This is a genomic window from Aquamicrobium sp. NLF2-7 (assembly GCF_022359935.1).
Classification (GTDB): Bacteria; Pseudomonadota; Alphaproteobacteria; order Rhizobiales; family Rhizobiaceae; genus Mesorhizobium; species Mesorhizobium lusatiense.
Window position 1 is genome coordinate 134,248 of the sequence record NZ_JAKSED010000004.1, and the last position, 20,345, is coordinate 154,592.

The following is a 20,345-nucleotide window of genomic DNA, read 5'->3' on the forward strand; positions in this document are numbered from 1 at the left end:
AACGATCTCTTCAATGCCTCGCATAGTGGTCCCACCAGCGGGATCGTCAGCGAGCGCCCTGCGGATATTTCTTCGGAATTACATTCGTGCCGGCAATGAGATCAGAACGCTCGGTCGAGTCGCAGGAACCCGTGCCACTGACCATAGTCTCGGTCGGAGGTCTGGAACCTGGTATGATTGACGGCGAGCTTGGCATTCAGGTTCTCGACGATCTTATAGTCGACCGTGAGGCCTGCACGAATCACATCGGACTTGCCCCCGAATTTCTCGTTCATCCGACCGTGGCCGACATTCGAGAAATATTGTGCGCCGAGCGATGCCTTGAGGCGCGGAGTGACATGGGTTCCGACGAGCCCGCCGGCCGACCATTCCGACCCTGCTCTTGCCGCGCCGACTAGGTTTGAGGTGCTGAATCCGGTCGCGGCAAACGGATTGACCGAGTAGAAATTCATCCCGCTTTCATAAGTCGCGATCGCTTCCACAAAGATTGTCTTCGAGACATCGGACTTGACGATCGCCTTCAAGGCGAACTCATCCGCCGTCGTATCGTAAGCTCCGAACACATCAAATCGCGCCCAGTCCCGCGAAACCGAGAGCTTGCCAAGCACATTTGTTTGCCAATCGCGAGAGGAGTCGGTCTGCTCCAGAGCGCCGGTGAATGTTACGCTATCGTTCGGCTTCAAAGTGTAGCGAGCAAAGTGGGCGCGATCAGCGCCGCCTCTATCAAACTCACCTGAAATGTTGGCGTCATAAAGCGAATCCGCGAACCCAACCGACACCGGCCCCAGACTCATGATAAGGTCGCGCAGTTGCACATCCCCACCAATTGAACCATTCTTCAGATCGGATCGAAGCCTGGTGTAGCCACGCAATGTCCCATATTCGGTGTCAGAACGCGCATCGAAAGTGAGTTCCGCGCGCACCAGCGTGTCGAGGCCATCGCTGCTTTTGACCAACCCGTCGAACGATCCGTAATGGCTGGGTTCGTATCGAATCAATCCCCCGATCTTCAAGCAAGTTTCGGAGCCCGGAATGTAAAAGAACCCAGCACCAAAGACATCGCATACCCGTACATAGTCGTGAGGTTCAGGATCAGAGATGATTTCTCGGCGGTTTTCTGCATTGGCTGTTGTAACGGCGCAAACGGTTGCGAGCGCCGATGCAAACGCAACGGCGATAGATCTAGCTTTCATCACACAATTGTCTCTGTTATTCGGGTTGTTGGGAAAATGCGCAACGGCCGTTACGCCTTGCGTGTACACTTTGGGTGTAATGGATTTGTGACGAGCCGTATGACTTATGAACCGACCGACCACATTGCCGCGCGATTCCTCCGGGACGGCCGGGGCCGAGCGGTTGCGTCGCGCAATGAACGGGATTTGCTGCGGTTGATCTGGGGCAATCCGGGGATTGCGCGTGCCTCCCTGACAGACCAACCCTTCGACCTGACGCAGCAATCGTTGCACCGGATCGTCGACAAGCTGCACGAGCGCGGCATGATCTCGTTTCTCGAAGCAGACGCCAGCCGGTCTGGACCGAAAAGCCCGCGCCTTTCGCCCAACCGCGATTGGTGTTTGACCATTGGCGTATCGATCAATGTCGGGTCGATTGGCATTGCCTTGTTAGGATTTGGAGAGCTTCTGGGCCTGGAAGCCTTGCCTGACGCCGATATGGAACTGGCCGAAGCATTCGAGGCTATCGAGCGCGCTTTCGACAGGCTGCTCGCCAAGAGGGATCTGGATCGCGACGCGATCCTGGGGATCGGTGTCGGGGTAGCGGGCTATCGGATGTCCGCGGAAGGCAGCTTCAATACGCCTCAGCCCCTACATCGCTGGTCAATGATCGACCTGGCGCCCCTGTTTGGGCGCCGGTTTGGCCTTCCGGTATGGACGGACAACGGCTCTCAGACGGCAGCTTTGGCTGAAGCCGTTTTTGGGGTTGGTCGCAACTCGCCTGACTTCGCCTACGTTGCTCACAACTATGGGTACGGTGGAGGCCTGATCTTCGGCGGCAAGCCCTTTCGTGGCAGCTTCGGCAATGCAGGCGAACTCTCAGGGCTTTTTGACCTTGACGAGAGCCGGTACCGGCCGGCGCTGCATCTCCTGCTCGAGGATCTGCGCAAAGCAGGGCGCCATCAACTCACTTTGAGCGAACTTATTCGGTCCGTTTCACCGGACTGGATTGGCGTCACCGACTGGATCGAGAAGGTCGCGCCAGCGCACAACAAAGCGATGAACGCCCTAAGCTCGGTCTTCGACCCCGGCGTCATCGTTCTGGGTGGAGAGTTGCCGCCAGTACTCGGACGCATGCTCATCGAACGCACGGTTTTTCACTCCAGGCCGCGGCACGGTATGCCCCGCCGAACGCCGCAGTTGACCGTCGCGGAAGTAACCGAGGAGCCTAGCGCCATCGGCGCCGCGCTTTTGCCCTTGCTGGAGACTGTCTTGTAAACGCGACCGTTCGGACTGAGAGGTTACGCTCAGTAAAATCGAATTGATCACCCTCCCGCCGACCGCGAACCTTAGCCTCCTCCGCGCAGCTTCGCGAGGAAGGCATTAACTCTGTGGCGGTCGCCTCGCGCCCCACGCCTTATCCTGATGCAGCGAATTCGCGGACGCCGGCCGCAATGGCTCCTATACGTATCATTGATCGACATGCTGATACGCAAGGAAATCATATGCCTTCGGAGAAGGAGGCCCCTCAGGACATCGGCCGCCTGCTGAAGCAGGCTCGGCTCACTTCGGTATTGACGCAGGAGCAGGCCGCCGACCTGGCAGGCGGCGCGGTGCGCGCGTCAACGCGCACTGATCCGACACTGGCTGCCTCCCGCCGATTGCGGAAATCATAGGCGGGTGGCGAGCTCGTCCGAGCCTTAGCCTTTCCTAAGCGACCTGGCGGCGCGCCGTTCGATCTCGTCTTCGATGAGCGCCGCTGCTCGTTTCAGGCGCTCCAACAGGACGCGGAAGTCCACCAACACCCCATCCTCCCCGATATCCGGTTCGTTCTTGGACAGGTCGAGCATTTGCGTGACCAGCTCGTCTATCTGTGCTTTTGCCAGAATTCCTGCGTCGAGCTTTGCCATGAACCCGTCTTCATCCCAAAAATCATCGGGCCATGGTTGTAGCGTCCCGTCGGTGTCCATCGACACGCGATATGGAGTTCCCGCGAAGAGTTCGTGTAGGCGTTTTCGGGCGATCGGCACAGGATGCCAGAAAATCTCCCCCGCCTTGTCCTTGAAGCCCGCGATCAGATCGCTCTCTTCCGGCAGATCGGGATCGGCGAACTCGATAAAGGGGCGCAATGGTGGTTCCGGTCGATCGTCAAATTCGGTCATGGGCCCTTCCCCCCAGTCGTTTCCATGCGTGAGTATAGCAAAAGGCAAGCGACCTTCTATCCCCTTCTTGGCAAACTGAATGCGATAGACCATATTGGTCGGAAATGACCCCATCGAAGGAAAATGACCTATGCGGTACGCTGTGCCCCTGCAAGAGAATGGACGCATGATACTGCCCGCTGACATACGACGAGCCTTGAACCTGAAGAAAGGCGATAAGGTCATCATCGAGGCCGACGGCGACCGAGTCGAACTGACGACGGCCCAGCGGGAGCGCCAACGCGCGCGTGCCCTGTTCCGTAAGTTTGTTCCCGCAGGCCAGCCCGTTGTTGATCAGGTCATAGCGGAACGGCGCGAGGAGGCGCGTAGCGAAGAAGCTGAGTTCGATGCGGGAGGATCCCCGACCCCCGGCAACAAGCGATGAGCGCTTGCGTTATCGATACCTCGGCCGTCATGGCATTCCTCAATGATGAGATCGGGGCAGACCAGGCAGAGCAATGGCTTGACCAAGGAGCGGCCATTTCCGGCCTATGTGTGCAGGAGACCATGGCGAATCTTGTGCGCCGCGATGTTGATCGGCAATCGGCGGTAGAAGTGATCGAGGCTCTGGGGCTTGAGGTTCATCCTCTCGATTTCGATTTGGCGATTGATGCGGGCGATCTTATCACCTCGACTCGGTCGAAGGGATTGAGCCATGGAGACCGGGCATGCCTTGCTCTTGCGCGAAAGCTTCGACTTCCAGCCGTGACGGCCGACACTGCATGGTCAAGCGTAGCGGAAGATGTCGAAGTTGAAGTGTCCTTGATACGCTGATCCAGCCGCGCCCTTTCCCGTTCCTGTTGCCAGACGACAATCCGGGTCGAGCGACGTTTTGAGAGCGGCCGGTGTGAAAGGATGGCTGCGGCGATCGGTACGGGTTCGCGCAAGCTTTGCCACGGATATCACGGCGAGGGTTTCCCGACGCAACGGGCAATGATGCACGAATGGGCGCGGCCACTGTGACCACAATCGCTGTGGCCTACGATAGAGCTGGTAATTACAGGGCGGGGGGACCTTCGTCCTTTGCCAAAGCGCGAGCTGCTAGTGTCCATAGCTCGATGTCGTCCTCCAGACCCAGGCGAACGCACTCCGACCGAATATAGTCTTCGGCAATAGCAACGAACGCCTCGCGGCCCAAGCGCGCTTTGGTTTCCTCGACGAGATTTAGGTCGAGTTTCATGCTCCATTCGCCTGAGTCACCGAGCGCTATGTACAAGCCGATATCGGATACTGAATTGTCATTCATGGATTTAAAACCGGACATCCGTGGAAAACGATCGGCGGCGCGGCCAATGACTTTGTGGTGACGGTGGTCTTGACGAGATTAGGTCATCAAACGATCAAAGGCAAAGTTTCCCGGCAGAGACAGTTCGGATCCTTTTGCACCAGGGCTTTTTGCATAATTTGTGGTTCGATCAGCGCGCTTTCGGTCTCGCACTCGTCGCGACAACATCTTTGCGGATTGCTTTCCGGCCCCGACCGACCGCTTGCAATCGTGTTCGATTACATTGTACGTGGCCTGCCCCAAAAGAGCTTAAGATACAAGCATTGGACCCTATGCGAGCCGACGTCTACAACGAAAATGACGCCCTCTACCCAAGGTGTCTGGTTTTTTCCACTTTTCGTTCGTATAAGGCCCGAGAAGCAGTACGCGCTGCTTTGGGGCGTGCAAACCCCTAACAAGCGGTTGGTGTCGGCTGTTACGGCACCATTCCTTGGCCCTTTCGGCCGGGGACTTGGATCTATGTCCAGGTGCTCGGCACTAAAGGTTCCAGGGCTGTTCTTGTTACAGTTTGCAATCCCCGGCTACGGGCCACAGGATCAATTCGCGGGGGCGTACCGCGAGATATCCTTTTGAGAGGCAAATGACCCGCAGTCAGGATCAAATACCAAGCCAGATCGATGAATTGGCGCAGACGCTGGCCCAAGTCCTCGAGCCCCTCGGCGGAGACGAGTTGGTCAATGCCACCACTCAGGCGATCGTGAAACACCGCATGTTGATCGACCAGCTCGACAGTGCCTACAACGCGCTGCGGGACATTGCTGACGACGATCCCGGCAGGGAGCGGCTGATGAAGGCCTACTCGGATGCGATGTTGAACAATCGCGCGCAAATTGCGGTCGTCGCCGCGTTGACCGATAAGCTGGGCTATATTCCAGAGGTTCCGCCGAAGAGCAATCCGGGTCAGTGACGGCTCAGATCAATCCCCGCTCGACCGCCAGCCGAATTGCATGCGACACATTTCCCGCGCCCAGCCTGTCGCGGGCCTGATTAAGATGGAACCGCACCGTAATCTCGGAAATCCCGACAACGGTAGCGATCTCTGCCGCGGTCTTGCCGCGCGATGACCACATCAAGCAAATGGCCTCCCGTCCAGTGAGTCTTGGCCTGTCTCGATTGGAAGAGTTCTTGGCCGATCGGAGAAGCCCAAGATGTACGAAGGCCACGGCGGTCGCTGCCAGAACGGGGTTGTGAACAGCCACACCTGCAGAGGCTTCCGGATCGGCACTTGCCAATGAGAGCATCGCCAAGCGACCATATCCGGCGGGTATTGGCATGGAGAAACCGGAGCAGATCCCATGACGTTCGGCCTCCCGGAAGAAGTCTGCCTCACCGAGCCCGTTCAGGCGCTCATTGTTACCTCCCCATGCAAACGGGTTCAGGCTTTGGCGTGCCATTCTCATGACGGGATCGACTGCCTTGAAGTTGCGCTCCACGTAGACTTCGCGCCAGTCAGGTGGATAGTCCGTCAGCCCGACTAACTCATCGCCGTCCGCACAAATGTACGCAAAACGCTGAAATCCACATGATCGCGCAAAGCCGTGTAGCACGACATTGGCGGCATCGGTGTCGTTGACAACATCGATCTGCTCAATCAGCTTGGCCAATTGATCATCAATCCAACGCTCTGCACCCATCCGCATGTCCCCCTAGGTCAGAATTCGCAGGCAACGCGATTCGATAGCCCTCGTCTGTAATCCTCTACCTGACGCCCAATCAGATATTTCCATCAGGCGTCCATCCTCGGTGTCAACCGCTGACTTCACATATATTGATACAGTTCATCAACTTTCACGATTAATTGACAAGCGGGGATTAATCCGCCCGCGATGAGCTTTCGTGGTTTCTTGCCATTTTGGAGGAGGCGAATTGGAAGACTGGCCAAGGTCAAGCCTCAACAACGGCCTCGGCAAGTTGGCCGAGTGTCAGCGGTCGAACCGGCGTCCGCACCGTCGCTGGTGGCGGTGGGGGTTGTCCGCATCGAATTCCCGGTGTGATTATCGCCATAGCTGCCATTGAGCACATTTGAGCACGGCAGGGGCCCATGCCAACGCGCGTTTGAACCTTGAGTTGCCGAAGACCCAACGCTCCGGATGCGTTGGCCGCCGCGATTTCGGCGGCTGTCACTTCCTCGCAGCGGCAAACGATCGTGTCGCCGCTCGGTATCAGCAGCGTTTCTGGTGTACGAAAGATCGTATCGATCAATGTCCGCGCAGCAGCCAGTCGCTTGAGCCGCCTTTGAAGCGGCGCAGCCAGCTTGCCGAGCGATTGATCGGAGATTCGACCCAACCGATGGGCAATCCGAAGAACGCTCAACCGACCGGACATCATTGCCGCCTCGTCGCCCAATATTCCGCCGCTGTCGCCAGCGACCATCAGGTTTTCAGCAGACGTCTCCTGCCACTCGTCGATCACCGGCTGCCAGCATTCCTGGGATTCACTCCAGCCATGGGCGACGCCTGCAAGGCGCGTAAGCTGAGTATTGGGAATCACGCCGAAGTGGAGCAGAACAGCATCGCATTCGATGAACCCGGAGCCGCCACGCGCTTGATACCTTACTCCCTCGACGCGACCGTCGCCAAATATAGTCGCCCCTCGCAGCGAAAACACTTTAGGCACGGGCGGGGTTTGCGTGAGCAGCTGAAACCCTTGTTTGAGCAAAGTCATCGACCTCAAGGCGCCGGGCAGATTCGGTATTGCGCGAAAGAAATCGTCAGGCCCCGTCGTTTGAAGTAGTCCAACGACGTTCGCACCGGCATCGGTCAATTGCCGGGCAGTCAAAAGCAGAAGCGGGCCGCAGCCGAGTAGAACGATCCGGCCTTTCACCGGGTGCCCGGACACTTTCAACATCGTTTGTGCCGCGCCGGCGCTCATCACGCCGGGCAAATGCCACCCTTCCAAGGGAACGGGCCTCTCATAGGCGCCTGGTGCAGCAACCACGGACGTCGCCGGAATGGTGAAGCTCTGGCCATGACGAAGATAGCTGATTTGGCGCCCGCCGGGTGAGATATCCCACACCGAGGCTTGATCGACAAAACGACTGTCGCCCGCGCTAAACTGGCGGATGAGGTCAAGACCGCTTTGCTCTGTGGCCGGAAGATCGATTCCGGCCGCGCTAAGGCGCCGATATCGCTGTTCAATTGCGCGGAATCGCTGGCCACCGGGAGCCGGCTGTTCGTCCAAAACCACCGACTTCAGTCCAAGGCTCGAGGCCTGAACAGCTGCTGCCATTCCGGCGGGGCCGGCGCCGATGATGACGACATCATGGTTCACGCGATCCGTCCTCTTCCATCAGCCGGCGCGGTCCCGTCTGCCGGCAGACCTTCATGTTTTTCCGCACTGCTGTCATGCACGCCCGCTGATTGGCGAGCCCGTCTATCTCGACCAGGCACTCGTGACAGACGCCGATGAGGCAATACGGTCCCCGACCGCGGCCGCTCATCGGTCGGACTCCGGTAATGATCACACCCGAAGTCAGCAGGGCCGTCGCAACCGTTTCGCCTTCCCACGCCTCGATTGCTTCGGAGCCGAAGCTGAAAGTAATTTTGAGAGGTGGTTCGGACAGGTCAAGCGGCGGACGCAATTTGCAGCCTCCCTACCCCGAAAGGCTCCAGCAGTGCATCTTTCCGCCCACCCAGAATCCACTGGGGCAGCAGACGCTTGTGAAGAGCAGCCAGCGTGATTCCGCTATGGCAGGTGATGACGAATGCGCCGGGAAATTCGAGAGATTCTTGATACACCGGATAGCCGTCCTCCGTTCTCGGCCGCAAAGCGGCCCAGCACCGATTGATTTGCACCGAACCAAGATCTGGCAGGCGTTCAACGGCTTTCATCGCCAGTGACTTCAGGACAGGGACCGTTGTTCGGTCACCATATCCAACCTCTTCTGTGGAAACGCCGATCATGATTGTTCCCTCCGGATTCTGGCGCAAAAGCCCGCTGACCGGGTAAGGGAAGGACTGTTCTACGCGCTCGGTGACCATCATCTGACCCCGCTGCGGTCGGACTTTCACCGGAATACCAACTTGTGACGCAAGGTCCGGTGTTCCCAGCCCCGCGGCGATCACCAGCCTCGGGGCCGAAAGCGTGCCCCACTGGCCTTCGACAGTGAAGAGGCCGTTTTGGTGCAGAATACGAGCTACGCGGTGATCACGAAGGAGCCAACCCCCATGAAGCAGGACCGCGTTCAGAAGGCCCGAATAAAGCTTCAGTGGCTCGGCGATTCCGTCAAGTGGGCTAAAGGAACCTCCAGCCACGCGCTCACCGAGCTGCACTTTCCCAAGCATATGTTGAAGGTCGGTTCGATTGAGAATGTCATGCCGATAGTCCGCACCGACGCGTCGGGCATATTCAGCGACTTTCTCGGCATGCGCTGCGAATTCCGGATCTCCGACCGAAATATAGATCTTCCCTTTGAGATCAAAAGCCGGATCGATTCCGGTCTTCTCCCTTAACGTGTTGGCGAATTCCGGCCACATCCGGCTGGACGCGAATGAGAGCTGAAAGTAGGCAAGATTATTGAACCCCTTGTTGGAGATCGAAATCATGCCGAAATTCCCACGGCTGGCGCTGAAATCGGAATCCTCGGCATCTAGGATTCCGACGCGTGCGCCCTCGGTCGCCAAACCATAGGCGATGCTCGCGCCAACCACGCCCCCGCCGACAATAAGCACATCTGCCTTGTGTCGATTGCCATTCGTCATCGGTTCAGCTTGCGTTTGAGCAAGGACACTCTCCTCGTCACGAAAAACAGCGCGTGAACAAATCGGACGACCATTAAGCACTGTCGGTGCGAGGAATCGCCGTGGCCCCTCAACTACTGCTGCTCGGTCATTCTGTCACAAATTGTCGATATTAGATGTTCTTTAAAACGAGCCGGAAATGCAAGATAAGTCGCGAATATATTTAAAGATATATTCGAGGATACATTCCAATGGTGTTGACAGAACAAGCCGCGCAACATTTACTCTTTGATAGCATGTTCACGGTGGAGGCGGCATCATGACAGTTGAGTTTCCCATAGAACGTGCCGCGGGCGTAGCTCCCGGCAGAAGTTCGGCGTCGTGCTATGGCGGGTTGGTCTGGACGGTAGCCACGGCTCTCGATAAAACCCTCGATCTAAAGGGTCAGATCGCGGCAAGCTTTGAAAAGATCGAGCGAATGCTTGCCCAGTTCGGAACCGACAAGCGCTACCTGCTTTCCGTCAATGTCTTTTTGTCTGATCTGGACAGCAAAGCGGATTTCGACGTCGCATGGAGGCAATGGGTCGGTGACAATCCCGACCACTGGCCACAAAGGGCCTGCATGGGTGCGGTTTTGTCACCGGGAACCTTGGTCGAGATTGCCGTTGTGGCCGCAAAGCCAGAATGAGCGGCGTCTAGCGCAGGAAGGCGCGTTCGGCTGCCTTGGTTTCATCGGTGCGCTGCAGCCGGAAAATCTCCTCGACTGGTGCGATGTCCTTATGAACGTTCTGCACTCCGCCATCGGCAATTATGCGCCGGAAAGCCGATTGCATCGCGGCGGTCGCTGCGCGCACGCCGTAGTTTCCGTAGATCACCATCTGAATATTGCCGAGCGCTTGTATGCGCGTGGCATCGAGCTCAGGATAGGCGTTCGGAACGATGGTCAGCGGCACATTGCCGTCCCAGGCCCGCGCGAAGGACTCGATCTCGGACGGATCCTTCTTTTTGGAATGGATCAGGATCATATCGGCGCCAGCCGCCTGATAAGCGCGAGCGCGCTTTAGCGCCTCTTCTTGCCCAAGGCCGGCGATCAACGCCTCGGTGCGAGCGATCACGAGAAAGTCCGGGTCTTTGCGGGTATTGATGGCAGCCTCGACCTTGCCCTGGAACTCCTCGATCCGAAGCAATTCCTGCCGGCCGCCCTCAACGAGGCTGGTCACTTTGGGAAAGGTCTTGTCCTCGATGACGACAGCCGACGCGCCGGCGCGTTCGTATTCGCTGATTGCGTGGATGACATTGATGGCATTGCCGTAGCCGGTGTCGATATCGGCAACAATCGGCAGCGACGATCGGCCGGCGATCGCGCGCAACATGTCGAGATGTTGCGTCATCGAGATCAGGCTCATATCGGGCACGCCATAGAGGGCCGAAAGCTCGAAGCCAGAGGCCCACAAACCGTCAAAGCCGGCTTCCTCGGCGAGAACTGCCGAAAGTGGGCTATGGGTTGCCATGATGTGAACCAGGCCGCGTTCGGACATGCGTTCACGCAATAGCTTTGACTTGCTCATCGGTCTGTACTCCTTCGGAAAGCGCGACGCAGGCTGCCAGGATGCGCGAGCAGGCGCGCTCCAACTCTTCGACCGACGAGGCATAGGAAATGCGAATATAAGGCGAGGCCATGAAGCCGCTGCCGGGCACAACGGCAACACCGAACTCCTCGAGCAGATACATGGCAAAATCCATGTCCGACTCGATGACCTTGCCGTTCGAAGTTGTCCTGCCGAGAATTCCTGCGCAGGAGATGAACACGTAGAAGGCTCCCTCCGGCACACGGCAGTGAAGGCCGGGCATCTCCCTGACTCTGTCTACGACGAGATCACGGCGCTTCTTCAGTTCCGTGACAAAATCGCTGAGATAGTCCTGGGGGCCAGCTATGGCCTCAATAGCAGCATATTGGGAAATCGAGCTCGTATGCGACGAGGTCTGTCCCTGGATGGTGTTCATCGCCTTGATCAGAGCTTTCGGGCCGGCACCATATCCGACGCGCCAGCCCGTCATGGCCGTGGACTTGGAGACGCCGTTGACAGTTAGTGTCCGCTCGCTGAGATCGGGCGCGGCGGACGCCATGGTGGCAAACGGCACGTCGTAGACGAGCTTTTCGTAGATGTCGTCTGCCAGCACATGAACGTGCTCGTGCCGGCGCAGAACCTCGGCGAGAGCGGCGAGCTCCGCCTTGGAATAGACAGCGCCTGTCGGATTGTTGGGAGAATTGAGCATGAGCCATTTGGTTCGCGGCGTTATGGCTGCCTCTAGCTCCGCCGGGCGAAGCTTGAAGCCATGACGTTCCGCGGTCTCGACAAGCACGGGCTCCCCGCCGGCAAGTCGCACCATATCGGGATAGGAAACCCAGCAAGGGGTCGGGATGATGACCTCGTCCTGGGGGTCAAGGCTGGCAAAAAGCGCGTTGAAGACCACCTGCTTGGCGCCGCAGCCGACGGTGATCTCCTCAATCTCGTACTCGAGACCGTTGTCGCGCTTCAGCTTGTGCTGGATCGCCTCGCGAAGCGGCTTTACGCCCGCGACTGCAGTGTAGCGGGTCTTGCCATTGCGGATCGCATTGATGCCGGCAAGCTGAACGTTATCAGGTGTATCGAAATCGGGCTCGCCCTGGCTGAGCGTAACAACATCGTTGCCCCCCTCGCGCAGAGCCGCGGCGCGGGCGGTCATGGCCTTGGTCGCCGATGGACGAACCGCAGCCAACCGCTTTGAAATGAGTGTCATGGAAATCTCCTCGCCGGCCTTGCCGGCCGATCGTTTAGCGAATCCTATCGAGAGATAGTGGGCTATCAGCTAAATGAATCGTGGCGCAGGGATATGACGGCGACAACACCAGCCATCGCAAGAAGCGATAAAATCCATCGCGAATATCGATCTTAGCTGCCTGCTGGACTGACGGAGGTTTTGCACAATCGTGCCAGCCAGCGGCAGAATGACCGCGCCAGGACAATATTGGGCGTTCGATCGACCACATAGGCCCGATAGTGCATGCCGCTGGGCGTTTGGGATCCCGGAACGATCTGCAAGACACCGTCCCGAACAAGCCCGCTAACGATGATTTCCGGGGCCACCAGCAGGCAACGTCCCGTCGTAACCGCAGGCAGCGCCAAGTAGTGATGATCGTATCGGGAGCCCAACTGGATTTGGTCGGGGCTTAGATCCATCGCATTCAGCCAGTTGGGAAGAATGTCTGGCCGCGAGGTAATAGTGAGGATCGGCATGGTCCGCAGCGCCCCGGCCCCTTTCTTCGCCACATGGCTCGGCGCGCCGACACAAACGAGGCGTTCTTCGTGAACGTCCCAATGCGCGCCGGGTTCGGCCAGATCGAGGTCCCGGGTCAGCAAAATATCGAAACCGTCATGCGCCATCGGGGGCGCCATCGATGTCATGACATCAACGAGTGCCCCACCTGTCTGAGCGCTGAAGGACTCCAGATTGGGAATCAGGATCGTGTAGGCGAACGTTGAGAGCGACGTCCGGACAACGAGACGGTTTGAGGCTGATTGCTGACTTCGGCGCATGCGTTGCGCCGTGAAGCAGATTGTATCGAGCGACTCGCCCACGACAGAGGCAAAGGACCGCCCAAAATCGGTGAGCTCGCTGGTGCGGCCCCTTCGTGCGAGGAGCTGCTCGCCGAGATACTGCTCAAGCACCGACAGATGCCGGCTGACTGAACTTTGTGTGGTCCCAAGCGCGCGGGCCGCACCCGACACCCCGCCATTCCGGGCGATCATCACAAAGGCACGGATGGCATTCAGCGGGACGTCCTGATCCTCTTTCGACACCGGCGGGCTCCTACATCACTATTTCAATTAAACCATCGCCAAACGCGGCGTCATCCATCGTAAAAAACGATATCTGTCACGTCCATGTTGCAATGCACCGCTATCGGTCACCCAGCGAAAAGGCAATCAAATTTCGCAGGGAGACAGTATGAAGTTCTTGATCGCAAGTTTCGATGGGTTGCGGCCCGACCTGATTTCCAAAGAGCTCACGCCCAACATTGCGCGCGTCCAGGAATTGGGTGTGACACTTGGACGACACAATACGGTTTATCCCAGTGAAACACGCGCCGCTTTCCCAAGTCTGGTCACCGGAGCTGCGCCTGCACGCCATGGCATGGTCGGAAACAAGTTCGTCGATCGGAAGAGCATTCCCGAGCGCTACATCGATACTTCGGACGCCGTTCTGCTCGATCAGTTGAACCGGGAGAGTGGCGGTCGCCTGATGACGGCGCCGACGCTTGGTGAGCTCTTGGGAGCATTTGGTAAAAGCCTTGCCGTGCTGGCGACGAATACGCCGGGCACAACTCGGCTTTTCCATCATAAAGCCGAAGACTTCGGTCATATCCGCCTTTCCGGCCATTTTCCGGAAGCATGCACGCCTGAAGATGCCCTGGCTCAGATCGAAATCGAGTTCGGCAAGCTTCCGCCGGCAGCGGCGCAGGGAGAGCCGGACTTCTCCGGCCAGGAATGGATAACGTCGGTTTTCCTCGACTACGTCTGGCCTCGTCTCTCACCGGATGTTGCGATCCTCTCCTACGGCGAGCCCGACACGACCTCGCATTTCCACGGAACCGGTTCCGCGACCACCCGCGAAATCATCGCCTATTGCGATGCCCAGTTCGGTCGCGTGCTCGAGTGGTGGGAAGCGGAGGGGCAGTCGGCAGGTGTCCAGCTGATGCTTGCATCCGACCACGGGCACATCACCGCTCATACCCGCGTCTCGGTCATGGATGATTTGAAGAGGGCGGGATTTGCCCCCGGTCGCGCGCCCGGCCCCGACGTCGACGTCGTGGTCGTTCCCGGCCAGGTTGGTGCGCTCTATCTCAAGGATCGCACCGTCGATCAGGTCTCGCGTCTGGTTGAAGCGATGATGGACCAGCCCTGGTGCGGCCCTATTTTCGCAGCGCCGCGCAACGAAGTCGAGGGCATTGCGCCCGGCAGTTTTGCGAGCAGCCTCGTCCTCTGCGATCACGATCGCGCGCCGGACGTCTATTTCGCATTCCGCGCTGACGATGGCATCGACCAGTTCGGACTTGCCGGCGGCACCTTCTATGACAACGATCGCATCGCGGGTCTCGGTGTCCACGGCGGTCTGCACCCCAACGAGCTGGCTGCAGTCGGGGTCGTCGCCGGCTCTCATTTTCGGGGGGGCGGGGGCGTGTCTGCGATCCCCTCGGGCATATGCGATCTTGCGCCGACAATCTTGCACGGGCTGGGACTCTCCGTCCCGGCGACGATGACGGGCCGCGTGCTTCGCGAAGTTCTCGCCAGCGCGACGCAGGACAATTCTGGGCCTCATGTCGAAGCGGAAGAGTTCGAAGCTGGCCTCGGGTCTTTCCGCCAGACGCTTCGGCGCAATCTCATCGGCGGGACGATCTATCTGGCGGGCGGTACAGCCTCCAACGATGCGACCGCAACACGTAAGCTCGAGGCCGCCGAATGAGCGCGATCACCTTTGACCAGATCCGCAAGTCCTATGGTGCGACCCAGGTGCTGCGCGATGTGTCGCTTTCGATCGAGAGCGGCGAATTCCTCACACTGCTCGGTCCTTCAGGTTGCGGGAAATCGACGCTTCTGAGAATCCTCGCCGGTCTTGAACGGCAAGACGGGGGCTCGGTCCGCATCGGCGATCGCCAGGTCGACGATCTTCGCCCCAAGCGTCGCGACGTCGCAATGGTGTTTCAGTCCTACGCCCTCTATCCGCACATGACGGTCGCGGGTAATATGGCGGTGCCCTTGCGTATGCGCCGGCTGAACTCCTGGCAACGCCTGCCGCTGGTCGGCAGGTTGTTGCCGGGCACACGCCCTACACTGGCGGAAATCGACGCCGAGGTCTCAAGGACCGCAGCGGCCCTCGGCATCGATCATTTGTTGGCGCGCAAGCCGGGGCACCTCTCGGGCGGACAGCGCCAGCGCGTGGCCGTCGGTCGAGCAATGGTGCGCGAACCGGCCGTGTTCCTGATGGACGAGCCGCTCTCCAATCTCGACGCCAAGCTGCGCGTCCAGATGCGGGCCGAAATCAAGGAACTCCATAGACGGCTCGGCGTCACGTTCATCTACGTGACCCACGATCAGGCCGAGGCCATGACGCTGTCGGATCGAGTGGCCGTCATGCTCGATGGAGAATTGCTTCAGGTTGCGCCGCCGCGTGACATTTATGCCGATCCTCATGATCGGCGCGTCGCGGAGTTTATTGGATCTCCGAAGATCAACATGCTGGACGGCACGGTTATCGAGCGCGGCCTGATGGCGACGTCCGGAGCGAAGCTGTCCGTGCCGGAGTCCATCGCTCCCGGCACAAAGCTCACGGTCGGTATTCGACCGGAGGCATTTAGTCTGATCACCCAGCCTGACACCCCGAATGTGATCGAAGGCTCGGTGCATCTGATTGAGCATATGGGCTCGGACCTCTTTGTCCACCTCCTCGTCGAAGGAATGAATGATCCATTGATCGTGCGGCTCCATGCCGAACGGGCTCCTCACATCGGGTCCGGCCACAGGCTGGTCGTTGGCGTAAAGCCCACCCAAATGATGCTGTTCGATGAGGCGGGACATCGTTTGCAGACGACCGCGATCAGCGAGAGCCGTGTCACGCCGATCCGGGAAACTGCGTGATGGGAGACGTCATGTCGCTTCCCGACCGCAAGCGGACGGTGCGCCAACGCGGCCCCTCCCCCGCATCGGCGCACAGTCGATCGACCAGGCTCAGTGACATGATCGCTGCCTGGACGCTCGCGGGGCCGGCGCTTGCGCTGCTGATCGTGCTATTCTTTCTGCCGGTCCTCGCCGTGTTTGTGATTGCGCTGACCGATTGGCAGTTTGGCGCAAGCACGCTCTCCTTCGTCGGCCTTGCGAACTTCGAAGAAGTCTTCGCGGACCGTGGCTTCCGCGCCTCCCTCTTCAACACAGTGGCCTATGTCGCCATTGTGGTGCCCGGGACGATCGTGCTCGGGCTGGCGGTTGCGCTGCTCATCGAGAGTGGCAAGTCGTTCCGTGCTTTCTACCGCGCCATCCACTTCCTGCCCTACATGGCGACACTGACCGCCATGGCGATCGCCTGGGAGGCGCTTCTTCACCCGACCATCGGACTGGTTAACCAGACGCTTGCCGGCCTCGGCCTGCCCACGGCGAACTGGCTGCGTGACGAGAACACAGTGCTGCCGGTCCTCGCGGCCATCGGCATCTGGCAAAATCTCGGCTTCGCAATGGTGCTGTTTCTGGCGGGGCTGAAGTCGATACCGCAGGACCTTTACCACGCGGCCGAGGTCGACGGCGCCGATCTGTGGCTCGATCGCCTCCGCACTGTCACGCTGCCGATGCTCGGCCCGGTCTTCATGTTCGTCTTCATCGTCGTGGCCCTGAAAGCTTTCGAGACCTTCGATACTGTGCAGGTGCTGACCCAGGGCGGCCCCGGCCACGCCTCCGAGATGCTGCTCTTCACGCTCTATCGCGAGAGCTTCCAATACCTGCGCACGGGCTACGGCGCGTCTGTGGCGGTCGTCTTCCTTATCATCGTCGTCGCACTGACGCTCATCCAGGCGCGTGTCATGGACAAAAGGGTTCACTACCAATGATGACCCGAGCCTATTCTCCGTCACCAACCGCCATTCTGCGCCATGCAGCTCTGCTCATGACAGCTGCGCTGATCCTGGCTCCGTTCGTGTGGATGGTGTCGCTCTCGATCAAGCCACCCGGCGAGATTTTCCGTGCTTCATTTTCGTTCTGGCCAGAGCAGTTCTACGGTGTCGAGAATTACACCAAGGCAATCACGCAAGCGCCCTTGCTCCGCTACATGCTCAATGGCGTGATCGTCTGCGCAAGCATTCTGGCGCTCCAGATCGCGGTTTGTGCACCAGCCGCCTATGCTCTCGCAAAGCTCGAGTTTCCCGGCCGGAAGCTGCTCTTCGCCCTGGTATTGATCGCCCTGCTTCTGCCGCATGAGGTGCTGGCGCTGCCACTGTTCATTCTTGGCGCAAAGGTTGGAATCCTCAACACCTATGCAGCTCTGATCTTTCCTTATGTTGTGTCGCCGTTCGGCATCTTTCTGTTCCGCCAGTTTTTCAAGACGATACCGGATGATGTCGTTCATGCGGCCCGGCTCGACGGGTACTCGGAACTCGGCATTGTCTGGAAGATCGTGATCCCGATGGCGCTCCCTGCGATCGTGGCATTCGGTATTTTCTCGGTGGTCAGCCACTGGAACAGCCTTTTTTGGCCCCTCATTGCCGTTCGATCCGCAGAGCTGATGCCGCCTCCACTCGGTGTCATGGTCTTCAGAAATGAGGAGGCCGGAAGCGACTACGGTCCCCTGATGGCGGCATCGACACTAGTAGTGGCGCCACTCGTCATCGCATTCTTGACTGCACAACGGTGGTTTGTCGCCGGCTTGACTAGCGGAGCCGTCAAATAGCATCGACCTTCTTATCAACGGAGAACACAATGAAAATTCATAGCGTCGCGCTGATTGCAACTGTCGTCACGGGGATTGTTGGCTCTCTAGTACCTAGTTATGCGCAAGCCGATACTTCCCTGAATGTCCTCTACTCAAACGCATACGTAAACAAGGAGCTAATGGACGAGATCAAGTCGTCGTTCGAAGCGAACCATCCGGGTGTAGAAATCAAGTACGATGTCGTCAAGAACTACACCGAGATGACACAGCTCATGCTTCGGTCCGCTCTAACGGGGTCCCTCCCGGACGTTGGATTCCAGGGTTTGAGCTTTGTTCGCCTGATGGCGGAAAGGGACCTTGCGGTGCCTATTAGCAACCTTGTTTCCGATCAAAGCTATCTGGACACCGCAGGTTATTCGCCGTCTGCCCTTCGCATGGCCACAGTCGGCGACGAATCTTACGGGATCCCCTTCGAAATAAGCATCCCCACAATTTACTACAATGCCGATTTGGTCCGCCAGGCCGGCGTTGATCTGGAAGAATTTCCCGAGGACTGGGATGGGATTATTGACCTTGCTAAGAAAATCCAAGCTCCAAGCGGCGGAGTATACTTCGATTACCTTCCAACCGGAAATTGGACGTACATTGCGCTTGTCCAGTCACTAGGCGGTTCTATGATGTCGCCCGATGATAGCGAGTTGCTGTTCGGAGCAAAAGAGGGACGACAAGCGTTTGATATACTTTACGCCATCGGTCAATCTGGCATGAAAGATATGACGCGCGATCAGGCAAAGCAGGCATTTGTCGGTGGCTCGCTGGGAATACTAATAACGTCCAGCTCGGACATCACGCTATATACCGACCAGGTAGCCGGGCGCTTCGATTTGAAGGTCGCGCCGTTTCCGGTCGCCGATGATGTTGGGACACTGCCGGCCGGAGGTAACGCCGCCATGGTTCACACGCGAGATCCCGAAAAGCAACAGCTTGCATGGGAGTTTGTAAAGTTTACCACGAGCCCGGAAATGCAGACGCTAATGGCCACGAAAACCGCTTACATGCCGGTAAGCGAAACGGCGATCAACGACGACGACCTGCTCGGACAGTTTTACGATGAACGTCCGAATCTGCTCGTTCCGGTGAAACAGCTTCCTATCGTGACCGGCTGGTTTTCCTTTCCGGGTGAAAACTCGATGGAGATTACGAAAGTGATCGAAGACAAGCTACGCGACGTCATCATTCTGCAGAAGGACCCGAACGCCGTAATGGATGCGATGGTCAGCGAGGTTTCAGAGCTCCTCCCAAAGTGACCGCGTAGGCGATCCGGTAGGTCCGGAAAGGATGACCTAATCGAACTCTTTCAATTTAGCTGGAAAATTACATGAATATGCATCGTGTTGAACCGCAGCCAGCCATCAGTCTCATCCGTACGACTCCACCTACGCCAAGTTGGATCAAAGACGAGTTGAGGCATGCGCTAGCATCCATGGCGGATGCTTCCGACCTCGAGACGGTCCTGCGTTATCATCGTTTTCGAGGAACAGACGAGGATAGAGAGCGCGGCGCGCAGTGGCTGAGCAATAGGCTACTAGAGCCTCCTACCCCCGAGCGTATAGTCGTAACGAATGGCACTCAGAATGCACTATTCCTCGCACTATCAACCATTTTCGGGGATGGCGGTGTGTTGGCGACCGAGGACCTAAGCTACTACGGCTTCAGGCGATTGGCCGCCATGTTGTCTATACCCGTCGCGCCCATCACGATGGACGCTGATGGCGCGATACCGGATGCTTTCGAGGATGCATGTCGTAAGGAGAAGGTGAAAGCGCTGTTCCTCACGCCCACCATTCACAATCCCACAACTGGTATAATGCCGGAGCAGCGCAGGAGGGATTTGGCAACGATAGCGCGAAAGTACGGGGTGTCGATTATCGAGGACGACGTTTATGGATTGCTTCCTCCGCAAGCTCCACCGCCGTTCGCATCTATAGCGCCCGATATCACCTGGTACGCTACCGGCCTCGCTAAATGTGTGTCGCCTGGTCTAAGGACGGGATATCTTGTCCCTCCAGACGATGACGCCCATCAGCGATTGTCGAATAGGTTCCAGGTTACGACAACATGGCAGGTCGCACCGCTTTCGGCCATGCTTTCCAACCGCTGGATTGAAAACGGTGTGGCGAAGCGTATCCTCACTGCGGTTCGTCAAGAGGCGCAGGCACGACAGAACCTAGCTGCCGAACTTCTCGCAAATGCGTCGTTTCGGACTAATGAGAGCGGGCTACATATCTGGCTTGATCTTCCTGGACACCTGACAGAGTCGAACTTCATCGACGCTGCTTTGCAAAAGGGCGTTACGCTGCGTCCAGGTTCCATGTTCTCGGTGGTTGGAGAAAGGGCACCTCATTGCATTCGAGTTGTTCTCGGCAGTCCCGAAACACGGGATGAGCTGGCATTGGCGCTTGGCTGCCTCTCAGAAATCATAGGTGTGGGCGCGCAGGCGTCCGCTCATTGAGAGCAGAGACGAAAAGCTATCGCTTTACATCAGACGCGTTGA

21 protein-coding genes are annotated in these 20,345 nt (G+C 58.2%); 11 read left to right on the forward strand and 10 right to left on the reverse strand.

Going from position 1 to position 20,345, the window contains the following annotated elements; all coding sequences use genetic code 11:
- Positions 1-101: 101 nt before the first annotated feature.
- The gene (locus tag MIC97_RS20875; protein ID WP_239801891.1) at positions 102-1,193 is read right to left on the reverse strand and encodes a porin; all 1,092 of its coding nucleotides are present in this window, start codon (positions 1,191-1,193) and stop codon (positions 102-104) included.
- 99 nt (positions 1,194-1,292) lie between these two features.
- Between MIC97_RS20875 and MIC97_RS20880 the strand changes: the two genes are divergently transcribed.
- Positions 1,293-2,450: an ROK family protein gene (locus MIC97_RS20880; RefSeq protein WP_239801892.1), complete on the forward strand. Its 1,158-nt coding sequence runs from the start codon at positions 1,293-1,295 to the stop codon at positions 2,448-2,450.
- Between the two features lie 422 nt (positions 2,451-2,872).
- Here the strand turns inward: MIC97_RS20880 and MIC97_RS20885 are convergent, their stop codons facing one another.
- Positions 2,873-3,334, reverse strand: a complete 462-nt coding sequence (locus tag MIC97_RS20885) for a hypothetical protein (protein ID WP_239801893.1) — start codon at positions 3,332-3,334, stop codon at positions 2,873-2,875.
- A 166-nt stretch (positions 3,335-3,500) separates the two neighbouring features.
- On the opposite strand from MIC97_RS20885, the gene MIC97_RS20890 reads away from it, so the two are divergent.
- A complete protein-coding gene (locus MIC97_RS20890) occupies positions 3,501-3,758 on the forward strand; it encodes an AbrB/MazE/SpoVT family DNA-binding domain-containing protein (protein ID WP_275592544.1) in 258 nt (85 codons plus the stop codon).
- Positions 3,755-4,147, forward strand: a complete 393-nt coding sequence (locus tag MIC97_RS20895) for a type II toxin-antitoxin system VapC family toxin (RefSeq protein ID WP_239801895.1) — start codon at positions 3,755-3,757, stop codon at positions 4,145-4,147. The genes MIC97_RS20890 and MIC97_RS20895 overlap by 4 nt, the downstream gene beginning before the upstream one ends.
- 223 nt (positions 4,148-4,370) lie before the next feature.
- Here MIC97_RS20895 and MIC97_RS20900 read toward each other — a convergent pair whose 3' ends face one another.
- Positions 4,371-4,619 (reverse strand): hypothetical protein, encoded by a 249-nt coding sequence (locus MIC97_RS20900; protein ID WP_239801896.1) that lies wholly within the window; start codon positions 4,617-4,619, stop codon positions 4,371-4,373.
- 619 nt (positions 4,620-5,238) lie between these two features.
- Here MIC97_RS20900 and MIC97_RS20905 point away from each other — a divergent pair.
- Positions 5,239-5,565 (forward strand): transcriptional repressor TraM, encoded by a 327-nt coding sequence (locus MIC97_RS20905; RefSeq protein WP_239801897.1) that lies wholly within the window; start codon positions 5,239-5,241, stop codon positions 5,563-5,565.
- A 4-nt stretch (positions 5,566-5,569) separates the two neighbouring features.
- Here the strand turns inward: MIC97_RS20905 and MIC97_RS20910 are convergent, their stop codons facing one another.
- The 4 genes from MIC97_RS20910 to MIC97_RS20925 all read right to left on the reverse strand — a co-directional run bounded on the left by MIC97_RS20910 (position 5,570) and on the right by MIC97_RS20925 (position 9,358).
- Positions 5,570-6,292 (reverse strand): autoinducer binding domain-containing protein, encoded by a 723-nt coding sequence (locus tag MIC97_RS20910; RefSeq protein WP_239801898.1) that lies wholly within the window; start codon positions 6,290-6,292, stop codon positions 5,570-5,572.
- A gap of 250 nt (positions 6,293-6,542) precedes the next feature.
- A complete protein-coding gene (locus tag MIC97_RS25255; RefSeq protein WP_239801899.1) occupies positions 6,543-7,928 on the reverse strand; it encodes an FAD-dependent oxidoreductase in 1,386 nt (461 codons plus the stop codon).
- Complete coding sequence (locus MIC97_RS20920) at positions 7,918-8,238, reverse strand: (2Fe-2S)-binding protein (protein ID WP_239801900.1); 321 nt, start codon at positions 8,236-8,238, stop codon at positions 7,918-7,920. The genes MIC97_RS25255 and MIC97_RS20920 overlap by 11 nt, the downstream gene beginning before the upstream one ends.
- On the reverse strand, positions 8,222-9,358 hold the full coding sequence (locus MIC97_RS20925) for an FAD-binding oxidoreductase (protein WP_239801901.1): 1,137 nt from the start codon (positions 9,356-9,358) through the stop codon (positions 8,222-8,224). The genes MIC97_RS20920 and MIC97_RS20925 overlap by 17 nt, the downstream gene beginning before the upstream one ends.
- Positions 9,359-9,656: 298 nt before the next feature.
- Between MIC97_RS20925 and MIC97_RS20930 the strand changes: the two genes are divergently transcribed.
- A complete protein-coding gene (locus MIC97_RS20930; protein ID WP_239801902.1) occupies positions 9,657-10,025 on the forward strand; it encodes a Rid family hydrolase in 369 nt (122 codons plus the stop codon).
- 7 nt (positions 10,026-10,032) lie between these two features.
- Here the strand turns inward: MIC97_RS20930 and MIC97_RS20935 are convergent, their stop codons facing one another.
- From MIC97_RS20935 to MIC97_RS20945, 3 genes are all read right to left on the reverse strand, one after another.
- A complete protein-coding gene (locus MIC97_RS20935; protein WP_239801903.1) occupies positions 10,033-10,905 on the reverse strand; it encodes an isocitrate lyase/phosphoenolpyruvate mutase family protein in 873 nt (290 codons plus the stop codon).
- On the reverse strand, positions 10,880-12,064 hold the full coding sequence (locus MIC97_RS20940; RefSeq protein ID WP_239801904.1) for a pyridoxal phosphate-dependent aminotransferase: 1,185 nt from the start codon (positions 12,062-12,064) through the stop codon (positions 10,880-10,882). The genes MIC97_RS20935 and MIC97_RS20940 overlap by 26 nt, the downstream gene beginning before the upstream one ends.
- A gap of 206 nt (positions 12,065-12,270) precedes the next feature.
- Entirely contained in the window at positions 12,271-13,179 is a 909-nt protein-coding gene (locus tag MIC97_RS20945; RefSeq protein WP_239801905.1) for a LysR family transcriptional regulator, read from the reverse strand.
- A 148-nt stretch (positions 13,180-13,327) separates the two neighbouring features.
- Between MIC97_RS20945 and MIC97_RS20950 the strand changes: the two genes are divergently transcribed.
- The 6 genes from MIC97_RS20950 to MIC97_RS20975 all read left to right on the forward strand — a co-directional run bounded on the left by MIC97_RS20950 (position 13,328) and on the right by MIC97_RS20975 (position 20,303).
- Positions 13,328-14,842 carry an alkaline phosphatase family protein gene (locus MIC97_RS20950; protein ID WP_239801906.1) on the forward strand — a complete coding sequence of 505 codons (1,515 nt, stop codon included), beginning with the start codon at positions 13,328-13,330 and terminating at the stop codon, positions 14,840-14,842.
- Positions 14,839-16,014, forward strand: coding sequence for an ABC transporter ATP-binding protein (locus tag MIC97_RS20955; RefSeq protein ID WP_239801907.1), 1,176 nt, complete (start codon positions 14,839-14,841; stop codon positions 16,012-16,014). Before MIC97_RS20950 ends, MIC97_RS20955 begins: the two co-directional genes overlap by 4 nt.
- Before the next feature lie 11 nt (positions 16,015-16,025).
- Positions 16,026-16,973: a sugar ABC transporter permease gene (locus tag MIC97_RS20960; RefSeq protein ID WP_239801908.1), complete on the forward strand. Its 948-nt coding sequence runs from the start codon at positions 16,026-16,028 to the stop codon at positions 16,971-16,973.
- Positions 16,970-17,809, forward strand: coding sequence for a carbohydrate ABC transporter permease (locus tag MIC97_RS20965; protein ID WP_239801909.1), 840 nt, complete (start codon positions 16,970-16,972; stop codon positions 17,807-17,809). The genes MIC97_RS20960 and MIC97_RS20965 overlap by 4 nt, the downstream gene beginning before the upstream one ends.
- Positions 17,810-17,838: 29 nt before the next feature.
- Entirely contained in the window at positions 17,839-19,098 is a 1,260-nt protein-coding gene (locus MIC97_RS20970; protein ID WP_239801910.1) for an ABC transporter substrate-binding protein, read from the forward strand.
- Positions 19,099-19,169: 71 nt separating this feature from the next.
- Positions 19,170-20,303, forward strand: coding sequence for a PLP-dependent aminotransferase family protein (locus MIC97_RS20975; protein ID WP_239801911.1), 1,134 nt, complete (start codon positions 19,170-19,172; stop codon positions 20,301-20,303).
- Positions 20,304-20,345: the final 42 nt, after the last annotated feature.